Source organism: Ruminococcus sp. Marseille-P6503, assembly GCF_900604945.1.
GTDB lineage: Bacteria > Bacillota > Clostridia > Oscillospirales > Ruminococcaceae > FB2012.
Map to the genome: position 1 here is coordinate 1032902 of NZ_UWPB01000001.1, position 20729 is coordinate 1053630.

Genomic DNA, 20729 nt, shown 5'->3' on the forward strand with positions numbered 1-20729 from the left:
AGGCGCGGCAGACTACTCGTCCAGCTTAAGCACCGACATAAACGCCTCCTGCGGCACCTCGACTGAGCCAAGCTGACGCATACGCTTTTTGCCCTCCTTCTGTTTTTCAAGCAGCTTTTTCTTTCTTGTAATATCTCCGCCGTAGCATTTTGCAAGCACGTCCTTGCGCATTGCCCTGACGGTTTCTCTTGCAATGACCTTTCCGCCGATTGCCGCCTGGATAGGCACCTCGAAAAGCTGTCTTGGTATGTTCTCCTTAAGCTTTTCCGCTATACGCCTTCCTCTAGAGTAAGCCTTGTCAACATGAACGATAAAGGAAAGAGCGTCGACTACCTCGCCGTTAAGGAGAATATCCAGCTTGACAAGCTTGCTGGGAGCGTAGCCCTTTATTTCATAGTCAAATGAAGCGTAACCCCTCGTACGGGATTTAAGCGCGTCAAAGAAGTCGTAAACTATCTCGTTAAGCGGAAGCTCGTAATGCAGCTCAACCCTCGTTTCATCAAGATAGGTCATATTCCTGAATACTCCCCGCCTGTCCTGACAAAGCTCCATGATATTTCCCACAAACTCCGAGGGAGTTAAAATATCGGCTTTTACCACCGGCTCCTCCGCCGAAGCAATAAGCGCGGGATCAGGATAGTTTGTAGGATTGTCAATATAAACGGTGCTTCCATCGGTAAGATTTACCTTATAAATAACAGACGGAGCAGTAGTGATGAGATCAAGATCGTACTCCCTTTCAAGCCGCTCCTGAATTATCTCCATATGAAGCAGTCCAAGAAAGCCGCAGCGGAAGCCGAAGCCCAGAGCGATCGAGGTTTCCGGTTCAAAGGACAAAGACGCGTCGTTAAGCATAAGCTTTTCCAGAGCGTCGCGCAGATCGGGGTACTTCGCCCCGTCGGCAGGGTAAATTCCGGAATACACCATAGGATTGACCTTTTTATATCCCGCCAGCGGCTCCAGGCACGGGGCTTCGGCGTTTGTAACGGTATCTCCAACTCTTGTATCGCCGATATTCTTTATGGAAGCGGCGATATATCCCACCTCGCCGGCATGAAGCTCTCCTACGGGAACAAGCTCCGTCGCTCCCATATAGCCTATCTCGGTAGTCTGAAACTCGACGCCGGTAGCCATCATTTTTATGGTATCCCCAGTCTTTACGCAGCCGTCCTTCACCCTGACAAACACTATTACGCCCTTGTAGGAATCGTAATAGCTGTCGAAAATCAACGCCTTTAAGGGGGCGGTCTCATCTCCCGACGGACAGGGAATATCCGTTACGGCTCTTTCAAGAACTTCATGAATATTAGTACCCAGCTTCGCCGAAACCCTCGGAGCGTCCATTGCCGGAATTCCGATAACATTTTCGACCTCGGCGCAGACCCTTTCGGGATCCGCCGAGGGCAGGTCTATCTTATTTACTACGGGAAGTATCTCAAGATCATGTTCGATTGCAAGATAGGTATTTGCAAGCGTCTGCGCCTCGATCCCCTGAGAAGCGTCAACCACCAGCACAGCCCCCTCGCAAGCGGCAAGAGAACGCGAGACCTCGTAATTAAAATCCACATGACCCGGAGTATCTATAAGATTAAATACATAATCCTCTCCGTTATCGGCATGATAATTAAGGCGCACAGCTCTGGCTTTAATGGTAATTCCACGCTCACGCTCGATATCCATATTATCGAGAAGCTGATTCTCCATATCCCTCAGCGCGACAGTCTGGGTCTGCTCCAGTATCCTGTCTGCCAGAGTGGATTTACCGTGGTCGATATGGGCTATTATACAGAAATTTCTGATATTTTTCTGATTCATTTAAATTCTCCTACTATAAAAAATCACATACTTTTCCATGATAATTATTATATCATCTACATCTATGAAAGTCAACATAAAGATATCCGCGGTATCAGTCAAAACATTTGAATTTGAAGATAATCGTGAATATTATTAAGGTAATTTTCGGCAGGCTGATAACTGCCGCATATATTTCACCTCAGAAAATCAGAAAAAATTTGCGAAAAGGTATTGACAACTGCAAAAGTATAAGGTATAATATTTATGTTACGCTGCTATGGCTCAGTAGGCAGAGCACGTCCTTGGTAAGGACGAGGTCACCGGTTCGATCCCGGTTAGCAGCTCCAGTCCCAGCGCGGACAGCGCAATACCCGTCATCATTTTGTGGTGGCGGGTAATTTTATGCCGCTGGACAAAGATCTATTTCATTGCCGCAACACATTTTGTAATCATAAAATATATAATGTAAAAAAAGCCCGTATTTATGGGCTTTTTTGCTGCCCAAAAATAAATTGAAAAGAAAATATAAAATTTCCAATGCCTTTCAGTAGAATTAAAAAGCGATACAAAAGCGGCAATGCTTCTGTATCATAGCAGATTCATTGAGCTTCTTGTATCGCAAAAAAATAATATCTGTTGTTACATCTCATTGATCCTATTGATCACGATTTCTTTCATCATACCCGGATTAGCCTTGCCCTTGGAAGCTTTCATGCATTGACCGACAAGATATCCAAGCGCGTTGGTCTTACCGTTTTTATAGTCGGCGATCGACTTCTCATTTTCACTAAGCACCTTATCCGCAATAGCCTCAAGCGCCGAAGCGTCGGAAACCTGTGCAAGACCGAGTTCGTCCACAAGCTCCCTGACTGACTTTTCCCGCTCAAGGATTACGGCAAATATTTTCTTTCCGCCGGCATTGGAAATCGTTTTGTTTTCAATAAGCTCCACAAGCTCGGTAAGATTATCGGCGTTCAATTTCGTATCCGATACTGCTTTGGAGTTGTCGTTGAGATACTTGATGAAATCTCCCAATATCCATGTAGTATAGGCTTTAGCCTGAAATCTGCCCTTTGCCATACAGGAATCGAACAGCGAAGCAAGTTCTGCGGATTCGGCAATAAAAGCCGCGTCTTTCTGATCCATTCCGTATTCCTTGATATATCTTATCAGCTTTGCGTTGGGAAGCTCAGGAATATCTTCTTTAAGCCTGTCAACCCTTTCCTGATCAACTACTATAGTAAGCAGATCAGGCTCAGGAAAATACCGATAATCCTGGGAATCCTCTTTGGAACGCATTGAAACGCTTACGCCCTTTGCGTCGTCCCAGCGGCGTGTTTCCTGCACTACAGCGCCTCCATTTTCAAGGACTTCGATCTGCCTGTTTATCTCATAATCTATACCGCGTACAGCAGCCGAAAAGCTGTTGACATTTTTCATTTCCGAGCGGGTTCCCAACGGCTCTCCCGGCTTATGGACTGAAACGTTGACGTCGCAGCGGATCGAGCCCTGCTCCATTTTGCAATCGCATATTCCGAGATACTGAAGGATAGATTTAAGCGTTTCAAGATAAGCCTTCGCTTCAGCTGAGCTTCTCATATCCGGCTCGGAAACGATCTCTATCAGAGGAACGCCGCAGCGGTTAAGATCGACCAGCGAACAGCCGTCGAATTTATCCGAATGAAGCAGCTTTCCCGCGTCCTCCTCTATATGGATACGAGTTATTCCTATTCTCCGCTCTTCGCCGTCAACCATAATATCAACATAGCCGTTTTCACAAAGCGGAACCTCTGCCTGAGATATCTGATACGCCTTGGGAAGGTCAGGATAAAAATAATTCTTCCTGTCCTGCTTGCAGACCCTGTTTATTCCGCAATTCAAAGCGTGTCCCATCTTTATCGCGTAATCAACGACCTTTTCATTGAGCGTAGGCAGCGTTCCCGGCATACCCATGCATATCGGACAAACCTGAGAATTTACCTCAAGTCCGAACTGGTTTTTACAGTCGCAGTATATCTTGGAATCGGTATTAAGCTCAGCATGAGTTTCAAGACCGATCACAACCTCATAACCTTTTACCATTTTACAAGACTCCTTTCCTTAAAGCTCAGGCATTGAAAAACCGCCGACGAGCTGCTCATAGGTATACGCAGTATTCAGCAGCCTCTGTTCGGTGAATTTTCCGCCGATAAGCTGAAGTCCGATCGGAAGCTTCCTGCTGTCTTTTCCGCATGGAACAGATATTGCAGGAAGCCCCGCAATGTTTACAGTAACGGTGCATATATCGGTTGCGTACATTTTCAGAGGATCGTCGGTATTTTCGCCTATTCTGAAAGCCGTAGTGGGAACGGTAGGCGTCGCGATAATATCAACATCTGAAAAAGCCTGGGAAAATTCCTCCGAGATACGCCTTTGCAGAAGCTTTGCCTTTTTATAGTACGCGTCATAAAAGCCTGAGCTAAGCACAAACGTTCCAAGCATTATCCTGCGCTTTACCTCGTCGCCGAAGCCCTCGGAACGAGTTTTTTCATACATATCTGTCAGACCGTCGTATTCCTCCGCCCTGAATCCGTATCTAACCCCGTCGAACCTTGCCAGATTTGAAGAAGCCTCCGCGGAGGAAATGATGTAATATGAAGACAGCGCGTAATCGGCGGACGGCAGGGATATTTCCTTCACGACCGCTCCCTGCGCCTCAAGAGCTTTTACGGCGTTTAAAACACCGCTCTTTACCTCGTCGTCGATACCTTTGCCGAAGTATTCCTTAGGCAGACCTATCTTCAAGCCGTCGACGCCGCTCTTAAGACCGGCTGAAAGATCGGCGTAATTTCTGTAGGCCGAGGTAGCGTCCATTCTGTCGTGTCCGTTTATCACCGACTGAAGCATAGCAACGTCCCTTACAGTTCTGCCCAGAGGTCCTATCTGATCGAGCGACGAAGCAAACGCTACCAGACCGTAACGCGAAACAGCGCCATAAGTCGGTTTCAGTCCTACAACGCCGCAGTATGAGGCAGGCTGACGTATGGAGCCTCCGGTATCAGAGCCAAGAGATACTATCGCTTCACAGGCTGCTACAGCCGCGGCGGATCCGCCGGAAGAGCCTCCGGGAATCCTGTCAGCGTCGTGCGGATTGCGCGTAGGCTTGAAATATGAGTTTTCGGTTGAAGAGCCCATCGCAAACTCGTCCATATTGAGCTTTCCGGTTACAACCATTCCGTTTTCATAAACCCTGTTCATTACCGTCGCGTTAAAGGGCGGAACATAGTTTTCCAGCATTTTTGACGAGCAGGTGGTTTTCAGACCCTTTGTGGAAATATTATCCTTGATTCCTATCGGAATTCCTGCAAGCTCCGAAAGCTCCTCGCCTTCGGCTCTTTTAACGTCAACTTCCTCCGCCGCTTTCAACGCGTTTTCTTCGTTGAGAGTAACGTATGCGTCAATTTTCGGCTCAACGGCTCTTATCCTCTCAAAAACAGATTTTGTGAGCTCAACAGAGCTTACTTCCTTTTTTTTCATCATCTGAGAAAGCTCATAAGCGCTTTTTTCAAAAAGTTCCAATTATAACACTCCTTATTCAACAGTCTTAGGTACAACCAGACAGCCTGCCTTAACCTGCGGAGCGTTAGCCATAAGCTCCTGTCTTGTATACTTGTCTGTAACAGCCTTGTCTTTTCTTAAAATCATGGGATTTTTTTCGTCGAGCGCCAGCTCATCGTCAATGTCCGGCAGATTTTCCACCATATTGACGATATTCTGCATTTCACTTTCAAACTTTTCAAGCTGATCGTCCTCAATTTTCAGACGGGCAAGCTTGGCGATATGCTTAATGTCAATGTTCATTTATACTTCCTCCTTTTATGAAAATCCTGTCAGAGCTTGTCCGCAGGATAATTTTCAATTAAATGTACCCTTGATTTAAAAAACCTTTCAATAAACTCTATCTGCTCTTATATATTTCGTCAGCAGATAAATTCTCATTGCTGACGATCCATTTTGTTTCATTATCATCATCTCTGACAACAACTGCAATCAAGCTACCTGAATAGCTTTCAACAGGCCGGCTTATAGAACTGTCAAGGATATAAGCGTCCTGCCAATGTCCGTCGCCGCCTATTACGCCGCTGACATATCCATAGTTTACAGTATAAATACTGCCTTTGTGGTTATATCCAATCGGTCTGTCAACTGTAACCACGACTCTTATCTGATCACTCCGTCATTTTCAGAAACTCTTCCTCTGTAATTATTTTCACTCCCAGCTCCTGAGCCTTGGCAAGCTTGCTTCCAGCCTCCTCCCCGGCAAGCACATAGCTTGTCTTTTTGGAAACCGAACCGCTGGCCTTTCCGCCGTATTTTTCAATCAGAGCCTTAGCGTCGTTTCTTTTAAGGGTAGGAAGCGTTCCGGTAAGAACAAATGTCATGCCCTCAAAGCGGCTGTCAATCTGTATCCTTTCAAAGGCGGTATTGACGCCGTATTCCTTTAAGCGCTTTATAAGACTTATCATATGAGGCTCGTTCAGCTCTCTTACAACGCTCTCTGCCATAATTCCGCCGAAGCCGTCTATTTCAGCTATTTCCTCCGCGGACGCCGACATGATGTTGTCGAGATCTCCGAATTTAGCGCACAGCAGCTTGGCGCTTGCCTGTCCTATATTTCTGATCCCAAGACCGAATATAAGCCGGTCAAGGGAATTGCTTTTTGATTTTTCAATGGCGTTTATAAGATTGTTAGCGGATTTGTCCTTGAAATTTTCAAGCCCAAGCAGGTCCTGAACCGTAAGCCTATACAAATCCGCTACCGATTTTATCAATCCGGATTTCAGCAGCGCGTCAACTATCGCGGGTCCCAATCCGTCGATATTCATCGCTCCCTTTGAAGCAAAATGAACTATGCTCCGATAAATCTGAGCGGGACAATCAACATTCGGACATCTTACCGCCGCCTCGTCCTCAGATCTGACAACCGGAGTTCCGCAGACGGGGCAGACCTCAGGGTATTTAAAGCTGCTTTCTGATTTTTTCTCGTATACGCATACGACCTCGGGAATAATATCTCCCGCCTTGCGGACGGTTATTATATCTCCTATAGAAATGTTTTTTTCGTCTATAAAATCCTGATTGTGAAGAGAAGCCCTCGACACGCTAGTTCCCGCAAGAGCTATAGGCTCAAATACCGCGACCGGAGTGATTGCTCCGGTCCTTCCGACGTTAAGCTCTATATCCAGCAGCGTTGTCTGCTTTTCTTCAGGAGGGAATTTATACGCGACGGACCATTTCGGCGTTTTCGCGGTCGAGCCGAGTATTTCACGCTGTGCGAAGCTGTCGACCTTTATTACTACTCCGTCAATGTCAAAAGGCAGGCTGAAACGCTTTTCGCCTATTTTTTCAATACATTCCCTGACCTCTTCAAAGGTTTCGGCAAGTTGATAATCCGGAACCGTTTTAAAGCCGAGGGACTTTATATAATCAAGCGACTGCTTATGCGAAACGAGCTCCTTTCCTTCAATACGCTGTATATTAAAGCAGAAAATATCAAGCTTTCTTTTGGCGGTAACCTTAGGATCCTTTTGCCTTAAAGAACCGGCCGCCGCATTACGGGGATTTTTAAAGGGCTGCTCATCGTTATCTTCCTGCTGCTTTACCAGCTCCAGAAAAACATTTTTAGGCATATAGACCTCTCCCCTTACCTCAAGAAGCGGAAGCTTTTCGGGAATACTCATCGGCACCGACATAACCGTTTTAAGATTCTGAGTAATATTTTCTCCTACAAACCCGTCTCCTCTGGTTGAACCGACTGCAAATTCGCCGTTATGATATTCAAGAGAAACCGAAAGACCGTCTATTTTCGGTTCTACAACAAAACGCGGATTGTCTGCCGATTGTCTTACGGTATTTATAAACTGTTCGACCTCAGGGAAAGAAAATACGTCCTGAATAGACCCCATCTGAACAATATGCTCGACCTTTTCAAATACGGACAAAGCTTCTCCGCCGACGCGCTGCGTGGGAGAATCCTTTCTTATCAGCTCAGGATATTCGGCTTCAAGCTTTTTCAGCTCATTCTGGAGCATATCGTATTCATAATCCGATATTTCGTTTCTGTCCTCTACATAATACAGTCTGCTGTGATAGTTAAGAAGTTCAACTAATTCGTCTATTCTTGATTTTGCAGCTTCAAATTCCATATAACACCATTCCGTAATTATAAAAATAATATAATTATTATACCATAATCAATAATAAAATACAAGCAGTTTATGTTCTGTTTACGCTTCTCAGCAGCTCCTCAGCGTTTTCAAGAGTAAGCCGGGTTATATTATCACCGCCCAATATACGGGCGATCTCATGCTTGCGCTGCTCAAAGTCAAGCCTTTTAACAGTAGTTACGGTTCTTTCGCCGCGTACCTCTTTTTCTATAAGCAGATGATTGTCAGCCATTACAGCTATCTGCGAAAGATGAGTAACGCATAAAACCTGACGTATTTTTGAAATCTGTCTTAGCTTCAGCCCTATTTTCTGAGCCGCACGTCCGCTGACTCCGGTGTCTATTTCGTCAAAGATAAGAGTTTCTATACTGTCGCGGTCAGCTATAACGTTTTTCAGCGCAAGCATTATTCTTGAAAGCTCGCCGCCCGACGCTATCTTTGCTATAGGCTTAGGCTCTTCCCCAACGTTTGCGGAAATGAGAAATTCTATAGTATCCATTCCGTTTACCGTAAGCTTTCCGGGCTTCTGATCAACCACCAGCTTTACCTTCGGCATATTGAGAAATTCAAGCTCGCCCGTAACCTCCCTTACAAACCGTTCCGCCGCGCTTTTTCTGAAATCGGAAAGCGCCTTGGCTTTTTTAGTGGCACAGGCAAGAAGCTCCTTCTGCTGTGACATAAGCTGGGATAAGTCCTGCTCTTCGCCCAAAAGCAGATCAAGCTCGTTACGCGAATTTTCAAGAGTGTTAACAACGTCATCAAGCTCTGGTCCGTATTTCTTCTTTACTTTTCTCAGTTCGTCGTTTCTTTGATTCAAAAAGTCGTAACGCTTCGGATCGACGTCGAGGCTTCCCAGCAGCGACGAAAGCTCGCCGGCTACATCAGAAATCTCAATTCGTGCCGACGAAAGCCTTGAAGCAAGCGGCTCAAGGTCTGCTAGAATATCGGTATAGGCGGCAATATTTCCCGCTGCCTCCGCTATAATTTCAGCCGCTCCGCTAACCTCGTCGCTTCCGCTCAGAAGCAGACCGGCAGAATAGACCGCCTCAGACAGGACAACCGCATTTTTAGCAATTTCAAGCTCGTCCTCTATCCGCTCATCTTCCTCCGGATCTAGGTTCAGGCTCTCTATCTCGCCGATAATCGCTTTAAGCTCTTCTATCCGCTCGGTCTTTTTCCCCGCTGATATTTTGATCCTGTTTATCCGCCTGGCAAGCTCCTGAAGCTCCTTGAAGGATTTTTTATAATCGGACAGAAGCTGACCGTCGTCGGCATAGCTGTCCAGAATATGTATATGCTCCTCGGGGGCCATAAGGACCTGATTGTCGTGCTGACCGTGTATATTGACCAGCAGCGCTCCGATCTCCCTGAGCACAGAAACGTTTACGCTTCTTGAATTTATTCTCGCGACGCTTCCGCCGTCGGAGCTGATTTCTCTTGACAGAAAAAGCTGACCGTCGTCAAGCTGAATACCAAGGTCGTTGAGCTTTGCCAGCACGCTTATATCCATATCCGTAAACATTCCTGAAACAACAGCCTTATCCGCGCCGGTACGGACGATATCCTTGGTGACGCGCTGTCCCAGAATGGCGTTGATCCCGTTTATAAGTATAGATTTACCGGCGCCGGTTTCCCCGGTAAAAACGTTAAAGCTGCCGTTAAATTCAATCGCGGCTTTTTCAATTACAGCAAGATTTTCAATATATAATTCCTTTAACATAGCCCACCAGTTCCCTGATCATTTGTTTGTTATAATACTAAGTTCTTTTACCAGCCTAGAAGCGTCCTTTTCGCTGCGCATAAGCATAAAAATCGTATCGTCGCCCGCGATCGTACCGACAACGTTGTCCAGCTCCGCATTGTCGAGCTTGGCGCACACAGCCTGAGCCATTCCTACATGGCATTTAACCACAACAATATTCAACGCGGAATCCACCGATGTAACGGCGTCGGACAGAATCGTAAGTATCATGCTGTCCTTCCGATCGATGGAGCTGCGTTTCAGCGCCGGAACAGCATATTTATATTTACCTGAGGAACAGCAGGTCTTGATCAGTGCCAGCTCCCTGATATCTCTTGACACCGTAGCCTGAGTAACCTCAAAGCCGGCGGAGCGCAGCTCCTGCTGAAGCTCCTCCTGAGTGCTTATATTCTTTTCAGACACAAGCTTTAATATCATATTCTGTCTTTTGGCTTTCATTTCATATCTCCTCGGAAAATCCCTTCAGCGGCCGCATTAGCTTTTTGTTTACCGACGTAAAAAAGCTTCCGCCCGCTATATCTATAATATTTAAACGCAGGGGCGATTTTGAAATTTTTACACAGTCATCTCCGCTCAGCCTGTAAACTATATTGCCGTCTACGTTTACCACAGAATGGGAATTATAGTTGCAGCGGCATTTTACGCTGATAACGCTTTCAGGCGAAAGAACCATTGATCTGTCAAAAAGCGAATGGGAGCATATCTGCGTAAATTCAATACATTCCATTTCAGGTTCGATTATAGGACCGCCAGCCGACATAGAGTACGCGGTAGCTCCGGTCGCAGTTGAGAAAATCACACCGTCCGCGCGGATCGAGGATATAACCTGTCCGCTCTTGGAAACTTCAAAATCTGCGATCTTGCAGTCGTCGCACTTGGATATAACTACGTCGTTCAAAGCGCTGAATACCAGCGGTTCGCCGTTTAACGGAATAATTTCAATTTTCAGAAGCATTCTTCTGCTGAGGGTGTATTCTCCCTTGCACAGGGCTTTAAGCCTGTCAAGCTCCGTATGCTCAAGAGAAGCCATAAAGCCCAGACGTCCGCAGTTTACTCCCAGAATAGGCTTATTGTAAACCGAAGCCGCGTCCGCGCATTTCAGAATCGTTCCGTCGCCGCCTATTACCGCTATGAAATCGGAGGTCTGGATACATTTTACCTCGTCGGCAAAATGAATAAAATCGAGCTTATCAAAAGCCTTGCAGTACCGCTCCTCCATAAAAATATTTACTTTTTCATTATCGAGTATACGGCAGGCTTCCGTCGTAACCTCTCTGCAATTTTGCTTATCAAGGTTAGGAAACACATATACATTCACGGCGTTCACCTCACAAACTGTTAAAAGCGTCGTCCACTATCAGATCAACATCTATATCCGTATTTTTTATTTCGTCTTTCTTTGTCAGACAGGCGAGATATTCAATATTTCCGTCTGAGCCCTTTATCTGCGAAAAGGTAAGACCGGAAACGCTCAAGCCGCACTCGTTGAAAAAAGACGTTATATCCTTGAGCACCGATTTATGCGCCTTTTTATCCTTTACCACACCTTTTTTATTCAACGCGCCTCTGCCCGCCTCAAACTGCGGCTTTATCAGCACTGCAAATATACCTCCGTTATCGGCGCAGTCTGATAACGCTTTCATTACTAGCTTAAGCGAGATAAACGAAACGTCAACGCTTATAAACCGCACCTGTTCTTTAAAAAAGCCGCGTGTAAGCTCCCTGGCATTAACGCCCTCGCAGTTTACCACGCGGCTGTCCTCAGCCAGCCCGCGGTCGAGCTGACCGTGTCCCACGTCTACGGCGTAAACCTTCAGAGCGCCTTTTTCAAGCAGAACTTCGGTAAAGCCTCCGGTAGACGCTCCTATATCGGCGCACACCATACCTGAAACATCTATTTCAAACGCTTCAAAAGCCTTGATCAGCTTCAGCGCTCCCCGTCCCACATATTCCAGATCCTGAGCCGTCAAAGTCACAGCGTCGCTTTCACCTACAGTCTGGGAGGGCTTTGACGCCGGCTTGGAATTAATCAGAACTCCTCGGCTTTTTATAAGGCTTTTTGCTCTTTCCCTGCTTCTGGCATATCCGTTTTCAACCAGATACACGTCCAGTCTTTTATCCATTTTTCAGAAAATCCTCAATACTTTCAGCCATTTTTTCCGGAGAAAAACCGCACTGCTCAAGTAAGTAGCCTACCTTTCCGTGCGTTACAAAGCCTTCTATTGCAAAGGGAGCGATATTATTGCATATAGCGCAGTATTTTTCCGATATTGAACCGAACGTATAGGATTCCTCAAAGAAAAAGACCAGCTTGTAATCTGAAATAATATTTACGATCTCCTCTTCGATCGGGAAAATTTTCACCAGCTTAAGCGTATCAAAATCTATTCCCCTGCTGTGCAGTATTTCTTCCGCTTTCAGAACATTGTTATACAGTCTTCCGTATGTAACTACAAGAATACCGTTTCCGTTATCCTTATAGCTGTAGAAAGTGTTTATTTTTGATTTGTCATAAAGCGACTTGTCGTTCCCTCTGGGATACCGTACCGCGGAAATACCGCCGTCCTCGTTCACAGCCTTTCTGAGGCACGCTTTAAGCTCCTCATAGCATGACGGAGAATATATGGTTATTCCGGGAACCGAGGTCAGGAACGAAACGTCGAAAATGCCCTGATGGGTCTCGCCGTCTTCTCCGACTATCCCCGCCCTGTCAACGCCTATTACCGCATGGGCGCCGCTGATGGCAAGATCGTGAATGATCTGATCGTAGCTTCTTTGCAGAAACGAGGAATATACGGCGAAAACCGGTATCATTCCCATTGAAGCCAGACCGCCGCAGAAGGTTACCGCGTGTTCCTCCGCAATTCCAACGTCAAAAAAGCGCTCAGGAAAGGCTTTGTAAAAATACTGAAGGCCTGTTCCGTATTTCATCGCGGCAGTTACGGCGCATATCCTTTTGTCGTTCCGCGCCATCTGGGTCAGCTCCTTGCCGAAAACGGAAGAAAAGCTGTCGGAAAGAACTACGTCGGGATTGCCGGTAGCAATTTCAAAGGAACCGATACCGTGATATTCACCCGGATTGTCCTCAGCCGGAGCGTATCCCTTTCCCTTTACTGTATTGACATGAACGAATACCGGTCTGTTAAGCGCCTTTGCCGCCGCAAGACCGTTTTCAATCTCCTCTATATTATGTCCGTCGAGAGGACCTATAAACTCAAATCCCAGATCTTCAAACATGGTGCTGTTAAGAACAAGATTCTTTACCGCTTTTTTTGCGGATTTAAGAGTGCGCTTGATAGGCTGTCCGATAACCGGAGTTTTATTCAGCACCTTTTCTACCGCGCTTTTAGTTTTGTGATACGAATCCTTGGTTCTGAGGGTCGAAAGATATTTTGCCATGCTTCCTACATTTTTGGAAATAGACATCTCATTGTGGTTAAGGATTATTATCAGGTTTGTATCGCTTTTTCCGGCGTTATTCAGCCCCTCGTACACAAGTCCGCCTGTGAAAGCACCATCGCCCAGTATCGCGACCGTATGATGATCGTCTCCGCTGAGCTTCATTGCAGACGCGATTCCGAGAGCCGCCGACACGGAATTTGAGCTGTGACCGCTTATGAAGGCGTCGTGCTCTGATTCCTCAGGGCGGCAGAATCCGGAAATCCCGTTTTCAGTTCTAATAGTAGCGAACCTGTCAAGACGGCCGGTAAGTATTTTATGAGTATAAGACTGATGTCCGACGTCCCATACTATTTTATCCTTCGGCGACTCGAACACCCTGTGAACTGCCATCGTAAGCTCGACTGTACCCAGATTCGAAGCAAGATGTCCTCCGTTCTGGGAAACGGTATCAATAAGTATGCTTCTTATATCGCCGCAGAGCATATTGCACTGCTCTATGCTAAGCTTCTTCAGATCCTCGGGCAAACGCATTTTATATATATTCGGTTTTATTATTTCCGGCATTACACGATTTCCCCCAAAAAAATCAGCTTCGTCTTTCAAGCAGGCTTTCGGTAAGCTCGCTTAAAAACCCGCAGTCATCAAATTCATTCAGATACGAGAGAGCCTCTCCTGTGAGCCTGTCGGCCTCACAGCGCGATCTTTCCAGCCCCAGAACAGATACGTATGTGCTTTTGTTCTGTTCGCTGTCGCTTCCGACAGGCTTTCCTATCTCCTCAAAAGTACCGATCACATCAAGAATATCGTCGACAATCTGAAACGCTCTTCCCAGCGCTGAAGCATATCGGGCGGCTGCCGGAATCTTATCATATTTCCCCGCCAATACCACGCCCATAACGCAGGCAGCCTCAATCAAAGCGCCCGTCTTATGCTCCTGAAGAACATTTAAGGTTTCCTCAGAAATATCCTTGCCCTCAGACTGAAGATCAATTACCTGTCCGCCTATCATTCCGTTTATCCCTACTGATTTTGAAAGCACCGATATAAGCATTACTGCGGTTTCCGCAGTGATCCTGCCGTCTATCGCCGCGCCTGAAATAACCTCGAAAGGCAGAGTGTTTAAAGCGTCGCCCGCAAGCAAGGCGATATTCTCCGGAAAAGCCTTATGACACGAAGGCTTTCCCCGTCTGAAATCGTCATTATCCATGCACGGAAGATCGTCGTGAATTAGAGAGAAGGTATGGATCATTTCAATGGTGCAGGCAATGTCAAGTACCGCTGAAATATCTCCTCCGCACATACGGCAGAATTCCAGCATAAGCATCGGCCTGAGTCTTTTCCCTCCCGCCGTAAGCGAATATTCCATTGCCTGGACAACTATGCCCTGAAGCTCCGGCTTGACCTGTGTAAACCTCAAAAGCTCCCGCTCGATCTGAGCGCAGTAATTTTTTAATTTAAGCTCGTTTATCTCCGTCATTATTCTTCCTCCGAAGCAGACAGCGTTTCTACCTGAAGTCTGGCGTTTTCAAGCAGCTTTTTGCAGTCGGCGGACAGCGCTACGCCTTCCTTATATAAATCCAAAGCCTCGTTGAGAGTCAGCTTACCGCTCTCAAGGACTTTGACGATCTCGTCCAGTCTTTTTATGGAATCCTCATATGTCATTTTAATTTTTCCTTTCATTATTCCATCAAAGCGGCGCGGGACGAATCCCTGAACCTTATCTCCACCTTGTCGCCGCTGTTCAGCTCTGCCGCTGAATACACCGCCTTACCGTCCTTTGTCGTTATGGTATAGCCTCTGTCCAGAACACTGAACGGACTTAAAGCCTGAAGCTGGACAACGTATTTATCGAACGCCGCGTTTTCATATTTCACTCTTGCCGTAACAAGTCTGTCAAGCTTATCCCGCAAATCTTTTATACGGCTTGCGCTGTTTTCAAGCTTTTCCGCCGGCGAGTTCATATTAAGCGCGGAGCTGATTCCAGTTAGTATTACGCTCTTGTCCGATATGCATTTTCGTATCGCATTATCCAAATTAAATCTCATTGAACTAAGAGCGCTGAACAATACGGAAATATCGGGCGTCGCCTGCTCCGCGGCAGCGGAAGGCGTAGGAGTTCTTAAATCAGCTGCATAATCCGCAAGGGTCGTGTCGGTTTCATGACCTACCGCTGAAATCAGAGGCGTTTTGCAGCTGAATATAGCCATCGCCACCGCCTCGGTATTGAACGGCATCAGGTCCTCGGAGGAACCTCCGCCCCTGGCAAGAATAATAGTATCAGCGCCGCAGCTGTCGGCTTTATTCAAGGCCGCGCATATAGAATCGGCAGCCTGACCGCCCTGCACCTGAGCCGGACAGATCAGTACCGAGCAGATCGGAAAACGTCTGGACAGTATATTCAGAATATCCTGGAGCGCGGCTCCCGTCAAAGAGGTCACAACTGCTATTTTCCGGGGGAAAAAGGGTACGGGCTTTTTGACCGACTGATCAAATACCCCCCTGCTTTTAAGCTTTTCCTTTACCTGCTCGATTCCGGTATAAACCGCTCCTATACCGAGCGGCTGCATATCCGAAACTATTATCTGATAAACTCCGTCGCGCTCATAGACCTCAAGATTTCCGCTCACCAGCGCTTTCATACCGTTTTCAGGCGTAAATTTCAGCTTCTGAGCGCTGCCGGAAAACATCACGCATTTTACGACGCTGCTTTCGTCCTTTAAGGAGAAATAAGCGTGGCCTGATTTATAATGAAGGCTGAAATTGGACACCTCGCCTTTTACCGTTATGCCTCTCAGCTTTAAATCCGATTTGATTTTAAACTGAACATATTTATTAAGCTGAGAAACAGACAAAATTGAACTCATTCAGATCATACCTCTTTTTACAGCGCTGTATATTGCAGTTCCGACAGCGTTATCCCTGGAAAACTCAGGCTCGGCAAAATATCCGCTCTCCAAATTTTCCGCGATAAGCTTATTTGACATAACCCCTCCGGCATATATAAACGGCAGATCGCCGTATTTGCGTCTGGCCAGCTTTGTCATTTCCGTTACTGCCGCAAGTATTGAAAAAATACAAAAACGAGCTACATTCTCTTTGGAGCCGCCGGATTCATACATATCTCTGCACTGATTTTCAACTCCGGACAGACAGCAGTTCATTTCTTTCATCGAAGGCTTGATTCTGTAGCTTGCTTCACTTTTCAAAGCAAGCTTTTCAAGCTCGATCCCACAGGGAAAATCCAGCCCCAGCATTACTCCCGTCCTGTCAATCGCCTGCCCCGCGTTAAGATCGAGAGAACAGCCGATAGTTTCAATATTCAGAACCGCGTCCTTATCCGGCGTACACAGCAGCATATCCGTAGTTCCGCCGCTGACATGAAAGGCTATAAAAGGAGAGTCCGCTTTAAGCAGACCGAGCATTTTACAGGAATATAAAGCTGCCAGTATATGTCCCGTCTGGTGCGAGGTAAGATCAGGAACCAGCCCCAGCGCCAGTCCCATTTCCTCGGCGGCAGACTGACCTGCCAGAAAACACGGCATATACGAGCCGTCAAGGGAACGGGGCTTATCCGATACCCCTATGCCCGAAAGCTTATCATCATTACCCGTCAGCACCTCTTTCAAAACGCGCGGCAATTGCCTGGTATGATGAAAGAGCGCGTCCGACTGTCTTATGCCTTTTTCTCCGCGCTTTACGGGCAGCGGCAGCTTGCTTTGAACGACTTCCATGCTGTCCGTATCAAGAAGCGCGGCGGAAGTGGTGTAATTGCTGGTATCTATTCCGAGTATCTTACTCATTTGACGGCGCGTCCCCGCTTCTGGAATATGAGCCGAGCACTCCGTTTATAAAAGCTATGTCGGGTTCCTGCGCATATTTCTGAGCAAGAGCTACGGCTTCGCTTATCGCAACGTTTACCGGCACTTTTTCGTCATACAGCGCCTCGTATATGGCAAGCCTAATAATAGCAAGATTGATTTTGGGGATTCTTTCTATAGATCTTTTATTGCTGAATCTGGAAATTATCCCGTCAAGCTCATCCTGTCTTTCAAGTATCCCCTTAACCAGCCTTACGGCTTCTTCATCTATTTTCAGACCGTCACATTCTTCGGAAAGCTTAATAATATCGTCTATCGGCTCGTCGCGGAAAAGCTTCTCAAATGATAAGATAAAAGCAGTTTCGCGAACCTCTCTTCTCTTTGCAGCCACTAAAACACATCCTCTACATTATTTACGTCATAAAACACCGATAGCCCTCAGGAATACTATTCCCGAGAGCCGGTTAAAGCTATTAAAAAACTGCGTCGCAAACCTTAACGTTTACCTTTGCGACAGTAAGACCCAACATTCCCTGCACGGCGCTTTTTATCTTATTCTGAACATTTTCGGCAGTATGCATCGCCTTTACGCCGCTGCTGATAATAATTCCCACTGAAACGGAAAGCACGTCGTCAACAAGACCGATACGGATATCGCCGAAATTTTCTTCTTTCAGCCACAGCTGAACCGGATTTTTAGGAAGAGGCGCGATCCCGCACACTCCTTCGACCTCTTTCACCGCGTTGCAGATTATGCCGGCAATCACGTCCTGACTTATATGCAGGGTCTTGAAAATATTATTTTCAACCTGACTCATATCAGCAAGCCTCCTTATCAGAAAAATACTCAATTGAAACATATATATAATATTATAGCATATTTTTATTTAATGTACAACCGTTTCCGAATATTTTTTCTGATAATTGTGAAAATTTATTCTACATCATAAATCCTGATGTTTTCGTTGGCTACGTCTACTTCTCCCAGAAGTATGTCCTTGATCTGCGCCGCTTCGCTGTCAATAAGACCTTCCGGAGCCTTTACTACGATATTGGCCGTATCTCCGTCCAGATACACTACGCAGTCCTCAAAGCCCGCTGCCTTTATAAGGTTTTCCACCTTGCTTTCCGACTCGATAAGCCCGGTTATGGTTGCCGCTTCCTCGGAGGCGACCGCTTTTTCCTCGTCCGTTGAGTCGCCGCCGCCCATGATCGTCTGCAATGTTTCTACCGCTTCATCTCTCGAGGTCATGCGGTCTATTCTCGCCTGAGCAAAATAATCGTCCTCAGCGTCGTTGCTGACAAGCTGCGCGTCGCCGTAGTTTACGCTCTTGCTTTCGATTTTATCGGTTGATTTGATTCCGTTTCCGTTAGCCGACACAGCATAGTTTATGTATACTGCAACGCCCAGCAGCAGCGTCATTCCTGCAAGGATAATCTGTTTTTTCCCAATGATCATAGTTGGCTTCTTCATAAAAATACCTCCGTTTTTAATCAACTTATTTTCTGCATTCGACGCAGATCTTACTGGCCGGTAAATTAAGCGCTGTAGAAACAGCCTTTATAACCCTTTCGTTTACCGACGTGTTCGAGCCTCCGTCGCATACAATAACAACGCCGCCTATTTTCGGCTTTATTATCTGTTTGACCAGCGCTTTCTTCTCACCGTCCTTTTCTGTCATTACGATTTGATTCTGGTATCTTTCCGAGAGCTGCTCGCCGTCCTTATCGGTAGCCGTGTCAAGCTCCTCGGCGTAAACATACTCGGTAGTACCTTCGATCGTCACCATAGCTGAAACGCTTCCCACGCCTTTTATCTGCGAAAGCATTTCTATAAGCTCGCTTTCGATCTGTCTTTTATACTGATAGGAGTCCTCCGTTACTATATCGTCTGATATTTCTTCAGCTTCGCTTTCAGCGGCAGGCGAACCGGGGACTATTTCCGAAATAAATATAAGGGCAATTCCTATCAGACCTGCCGCCAATATAATTTTTGTACGCCTGTCAAGCTTTGAAAACGAAAAAAAGCGCTTTTTTATTTCACTGAGCTTCACTGTCCACCTCCGAAACGAAAACAATTTCCGCGTCCGGCAAAGCGGCGCTTATCAGGTCTGTTATCTTTTCCCTCGTATCATCGCTTAAATTTTCCGCATAAACCTCCGCTTTTGTTATTTCTATTGAATTGTATTCATTCAGCTCTGAATATATTCTTATTTTGTCCGCATAAATTTTCTCCCTTTCCAGCTGACTGATAAGCGCCCTCTCTATGCCGGAATTAGTCTGCTCCAAATAATAATCGGTAAAGTTCCTGTTCAGACTTTCATAGGAGCCGTCGTCGCTCAGATCGTCTATTCCTTCTACAGATATTCTGAAATCAGCGCCTATGAAGGGCGTGAACAGGGATAATATCAAAACCAGCGTTATTATCATTTTCAGCTGTTTCTTCATGCTTTCCCCGGGAGCGGCAAAGTCGGCAAAGGCGCTGACTATCCCGACTATGCTTGCTGTGAGGATCGCAGTCCTGAACGCTTCCAAAACTATCACCGCCTCCTAAGCAACTATGTTCATTGCGGTAAGCATCAGAACCGCGGTCGCGACAATGAAAATCAGCGAAAAGCATATCACTATGCCTAGACCGATAGACAGAACGGCGTTTGTGCTGCCGAGAAACTCGCCGCTTTCACGCTGACCTAAAAGTTCGCAGATTATTTTGCCGACGGTTACCGCGAACTTTACCGCCAGAATAGTCACTATCGGCTTAAGAACTATTATGCAGATAATAATTATACCTATTGTACCTGTACCTGAACGAATTACCCCAAGACTTCCATATACAGTTGAATAAGCCTCCGAAACCGCTCCGCCTACCACAGGAATGAAACTTGACGCCGCAAATTTTGCTGTTCTTGACGCAAGCGAATCAGCCGCCGCTCCCGTAAGGCTCTGGATAGTAAGCAGACCGGTGAAAATAGTCATAAGCGCTCCGAGAATCCACTGAACACACTTCTTTATCGAATCTGACGCCCTGCAGAAGCTCAGCTCCGGGTTTATTGCCGAAACAAGCGAGATCGCGAGAACTATGCTTAAAAACGGCAAAAGTATCTTATTTGAAATAACCGCGATGATCTCGCATAAGATCAGCGTTACCGCATAATAGCTTCCGCCTGACGTTAAATTTCCTCCTGCCGCCGCAACGCTGGAAAAAACGGGGATATACGCCGTCATAAACTGAGAAATTCCGTCCAGCGACGATTTGATGATGTCAAAGCAGGAATATACAGTGTCATATATTACAGTTACGGAGCAAAGAACGCCGATCGTATTGAAAGCTCTTGCCATGCCGGAGCCGTCGGGAGCCATACTCTGCGAAATCATACAGAGCGCCGCAACCGCGATTATTTTTCCCAGCATACGCAAAGGACCTGCAAGCGATTCGCAGAACGAGGAAAAAACCGTTTTCAGCACGCCTGATACGGAGATGTCGGCAACCCCTTGAACGCTGTCGGCGGATATATTGTTTTCCTCAAGGATCCTGCTTGTTTCGCTTCCGGCGGCCGATTCCAGGGCCTTGCTGATTTCGTCGGTTATTTCCCTATATTCCTCCGATTGAGTAAAATCAGCGTTGTCCTGCGCGTAAGCGTTCAGCGGACAGATAAACAAAACAGCCGCCGCGAAAATTACAAATAATAACTTTTTCATATTTATCCTTTATGCTTAAAACGATACCGCGCGGCTATACAGGCA

At 46.4% G+C, this 20729-nt stretch carries 21 protein-coding genes and 1 tRNA gene; 1 reads left to right on the forward strand and 21 read right to left on the reverse strand.

Annotated features, from left to right (window positions below):
• Positions 1-12: 12 nt before the first annotated feature.
• Complete coding sequence (lepA, locus tag EIH25_RS04785; RefSeq protein WP_124099086.1) at positions 13-1815, reverse strand: translation elongation factor 4; 1803 nt, start codon at positions 1813-1815, stop codon at positions 13-15.
• Positions 1816-2068: 253 nt separating this feature from the next.
• Here lepA and EIH25_RS04790 point away from each other — a divergent pair.
• Positions 2069-2144, forward strand: a tRNA-Thr gene (locus EIH25_RS04790).
• A 292-nt stretch (positions 2145-2436) separates the two neighbouring features.
• On the opposite strand, the gene gatB is transcribed toward EIH25_RS04790, so the two are convergent.
• The 20 genes from gatB to EIH25_RS04890 all read right to left on the reverse strand — a co-directional run bounded on the left by gatB (position 2437) and on the right by EIH25_RS04890 (position 20684).
• A complete protein-coding gene (gene gatB / locus EIH25_RS04795) occupies positions 2437-3879 on the reverse strand; it encodes an Asp-tRNA(Asn)/Glu-tRNA(Gln) amidotransferase subunit GatB (RefSeq protein ID WP_124099088.1) in 1443 nt (480 codons plus the stop codon).
• Positions 3880-3897: 18 nt separating this feature from the next.
• Positions 3898-5355, reverse strand: coding sequence for an Asp-tRNA(Asn)/Glu-tRNA(Gln) amidotransferase subunit GatA (gatA, locus tag EIH25_RS04800; protein ID WP_124099090.1), 1458 nt, complete (start codon positions 5353-5355; stop codon positions 3898-3900).
• Between the two features lie 12 nt (positions 5356-5367).
• Positions 5368-5637 (reverse strand): Asp-tRNA(Asn)/Glu-tRNA(Gln) amidotransferase subunit GatC, encoded by a 270-nt coding sequence (gatC, locus tag EIH25_RS04805; protein WP_124099092.1) that lies wholly within the window; start codon positions 5635-5637, stop codon positions 5368-5370.
• A gap of 97 nt (positions 5638-5734) precedes the next feature.
• Positions 5735-5992: an inorganic pyrophosphatase gene (locus EIH25_RS04810; protein ID WP_206425684.1), complete on the reverse strand. Its 258-nt coding sequence runs from the start codon at positions 5990-5992 to the stop codon at positions 5735-5737.
• Positions 5993-6005: 13 nt separating this feature from the next.
• Positions 6006-7982 carry an NAD-dependent DNA ligase LigA gene (gene ligA / locus EIH25_RS04815; protein ID WP_124099094.1) on the reverse strand — a complete coding sequence of 659 codons (1977 nt, stop codon included), beginning with the start codon at positions 7980-7982 and terminating at the stop codon, positions 6006-6008.
• Positions 7983-8052: 70 nt separating this feature from the next.
• Positions 8053-9723: a DNA repair protein RecN gene (recN, locus tag EIH25_RS04820; protein WP_124099096.1), complete on the reverse strand. Its 1671-nt coding sequence runs from the start codon at positions 9721-9723 to the stop codon at positions 8053-8055.
• An 18-nt stretch (positions 9724-9741) separates the two neighbouring features.
• Positions 9742-10203 carry an arginine repressor gene (argR, locus tag EIH25_RS04825; RefSeq protein ID WP_124099098.1) on the reverse strand — a complete coding sequence of 154 codons (462 nt, stop codon included), beginning with the start codon at positions 10201-10203 and terminating at the stop codon, positions 9742-9744.
• Between the two features lies 1 nt (position 10204).
• Positions 10205-11083: an NAD(+)/NADH kinase gene (locus tag EIH25_RS04830; RefSeq protein WP_124099100.1), complete on the reverse strand. Its 879-nt coding sequence runs from the start codon at positions 11081-11083 to the stop codon at positions 10205-10207.
• 10 nt (positions 11084-11093) lie between these two features.
• Positions 11094-11888, reverse strand: a complete 795-nt coding sequence (locus EIH25_RS04835; protein WP_124099102.1) for a TlyA family RNA methyltransferase — start codon at positions 11886-11888, stop codon at positions 11094-11096.
• Positions 11881-13731, reverse strand: coding sequence for a 1-deoxy-D-xylulose-5-phosphate synthase (gene dxs / locus EIH25_RS04840; protein WP_124099104.1), 1851 nt, complete (start codon positions 13729-13731; stop codon positions 11881-11883). Before dxs ends, EIH25_RS04835 begins: the two co-directional genes overlap by 8 nt.
• Before the next feature lie 22 nt (positions 13732-13753).
• Entirely contained in the window at positions 13754-14644 is an 891-nt protein-coding gene (locus tag EIH25_RS04845) for a polyprenyl synthetase family protein (protein WP_124099106.1), read from the reverse strand.
• The gene (gene xseB / locus EIH25_RS04850; RefSeq protein WP_124099108.1) at positions 14644-14829 is read right to left on the reverse strand and encodes an exodeoxyribonuclease VII small subunit; all 186 of its coding nucleotides are present in this window, start codon (positions 14827-14829) and stop codon (positions 14644-14646) included. Before xseB ends, EIH25_RS04845 begins: the two co-directional genes overlap by 1 nt.
• Before the next feature lie 17 nt (positions 14830-14846).
• Positions 14847-16031: an exodeoxyribonuclease VII large subunit gene (xseA, locus tag EIH25_RS04855; RefSeq protein WP_124099110.1), complete on the reverse strand. Its 1185-nt coding sequence runs from the start codon at positions 16029-16031 to the stop codon at positions 14847-14849.
• Complete coding sequence (locus EIH25_RS04860) at positions 16032-16967, reverse strand: peptidase M22 (protein WP_124099113.1); 936 nt, start codon at positions 16965-16967, stop codon at positions 16032-16034. It lies immediately after the preceding gene.
• The gene (nusB, locus tag EIH25_RS04865; RefSeq protein WP_124099115.1) at positions 16960-17376 is read right to left on the reverse strand and encodes a transcription antitermination factor NusB; all 417 of its coding nucleotides are present in this window, start codon (positions 17374-17376) and stop codon (positions 16960-16962) included. The genes EIH25_RS04860 and nusB overlap by 8 nt, the downstream gene beginning before the upstream one ends.
• 82 nt (positions 17377-17458) lie before the next feature.
• The gene (locus EIH25_RS04870) at positions 17459-17803 is read right to left on the reverse strand and encodes an Asp23/Gls24 family envelope stress response protein (RefSeq protein WP_124099116.1); all 345 of its coding nucleotides are present in this window, start codon (positions 17801-17803) and stop codon (positions 17459-17461) included.
• Between the two features lie 116 nt (positions 17804-17919).
• A complete protein-coding gene (locus tag EIH25_RS04875) occupies positions 17920-18459 on the reverse strand; it encodes a SpoIIIAH-like family protein (protein WP_124099117.1) in 540 nt (179 codons plus the stop codon).
• A gap of 25 nt (positions 18460-18484) precedes the next feature.
• Positions 18485-19039 carry a stage III sporulation protein AG gene (locus EIH25_RS04880; protein ID WP_124099119.1) on the reverse strand — a complete coding sequence of 185 codons (555 nt, stop codon included), beginning with the start codon at positions 19037-19039 and terminating at the stop codon, positions 18485-18487.
• The gene (locus tag EIH25_RS04885; protein WP_124099121.1) at positions 19026-19520 is read right to left on the reverse strand and encodes a hypothetical protein; all 495 of its coding nucleotides are present in this window, start codon (positions 19518-19520) and stop codon (positions 19026-19028) included. The genes EIH25_RS04880 and EIH25_RS04885 overlap by 14 nt, the downstream gene beginning before the upstream one ends.
• A 15-nt stretch (positions 19521-19535) precedes the next feature.
• Positions 19536-20684 (reverse strand): stage III sporulation protein AE, encoded by a 1149-nt coding sequence (locus EIH25_RS04890; RefSeq protein ID WP_124099123.1) that lies wholly within the window; start codon positions 20682-20684, stop codon positions 19536-19538.
• Between the last annotated feature and the right edge of the window lie 45 nt (positions 20685-20729).

Coding starts and splice junctions, on each gene's coding strand:
- lepA (WP_124099086.1), bottom strand. CDS start 1,815: ATGAATCAGAAAAATATCAGAAATTTCTGTATAATAGCCCATATCGAC.
- gatB (WP_124099088.1), bottom strand. CDS start 3,879: ATGGTAAAAGGTTATGAGGTTGTGATCGGTCTTGAAACTCATGCTGAG.
- gatC (WP_124099092.1), bottom strand. CDS start 5,637: ATGAACATTGACATTAAGCATATCGCCAAGCTTGCCCGTCTGAAAATT.
- ligA (WP_124099094.1), bottom strand. CDS start 7,982: ATGGAATTTGAAGCTGCAAAATCAAGAATAGACGAATTAGTTGAACTT.
- recN (WP_124099096.1), bottom strand. CDS start 9,723: ATGTTAAAGGAATTATATATTGAAAATCTTGCTGTAATTGAAAAAGCC.
- argR (WP_124099098.1), bottom strand. CDS start 10,203: ATGAAAGCCAAAAGACAGAATATGATATTAAAGCTTGTGTCTGAAAAG.
- EIH25_RS04835 (WP_124099102.1), bottom strand. CDS start 11,888: ATGGATAAAAGACTGGACGTGTATCTGGTTGAAAACGGATATGCCAGA.
- dxs (WP_124099104.1), bottom strand. CDS start 13,731: ATGCCGGAAATAATAAAACCGAATATATATAAAATGCGTTTGCCCGAG.
- EIH25_RS04845 (WP_124099106.1), bottom strand. CDS start 14,644: ATGACGGAGATAAACGAGCTTAAATTAAAAAATTACTGCGCTCAGATC.
- xseB (WP_124099108.1), bottom strand. CDS start 14,829: ATGACATATGAGGATTCCATAAAAAGACTGGACGAGATCGTCAAAGTC.
- xseA (WP_124099110.1), bottom strand. CDS start 16,031: ATGAGTTCAATTTTGTCTGTTTCTCAGCTTAATAAATATGTTCAGTTT.
- EIH25_RS04860 (WP_124099113.1), bottom strand. CDS start 16,967: ATGAGTAAGATACTCGGAATAGATACCAGCAATTACACCACTTCCGCC.
- EIH25_RS04870 (WP_124099116.1), bottom strand. CDS start 17,803: ATGAGTCAGGTTGAAAATAATATTTTCAAGACCCTGCATATAAGTCAG.
- EIH25_RS04875 (WP_124099117.1), bottom strand. CDS start 18,459: ATGAAGAAGCCAACTATGATCATTGGGAAAAAACAGATTATCCTTGCA.
- EIH25_RS04890 (WP_124099123.1), bottom strand. CDS start 20,684: ATGAAAAAGTTATTATTTGTAATTTTCGCGGCGGCTGTTTTGTTTATC.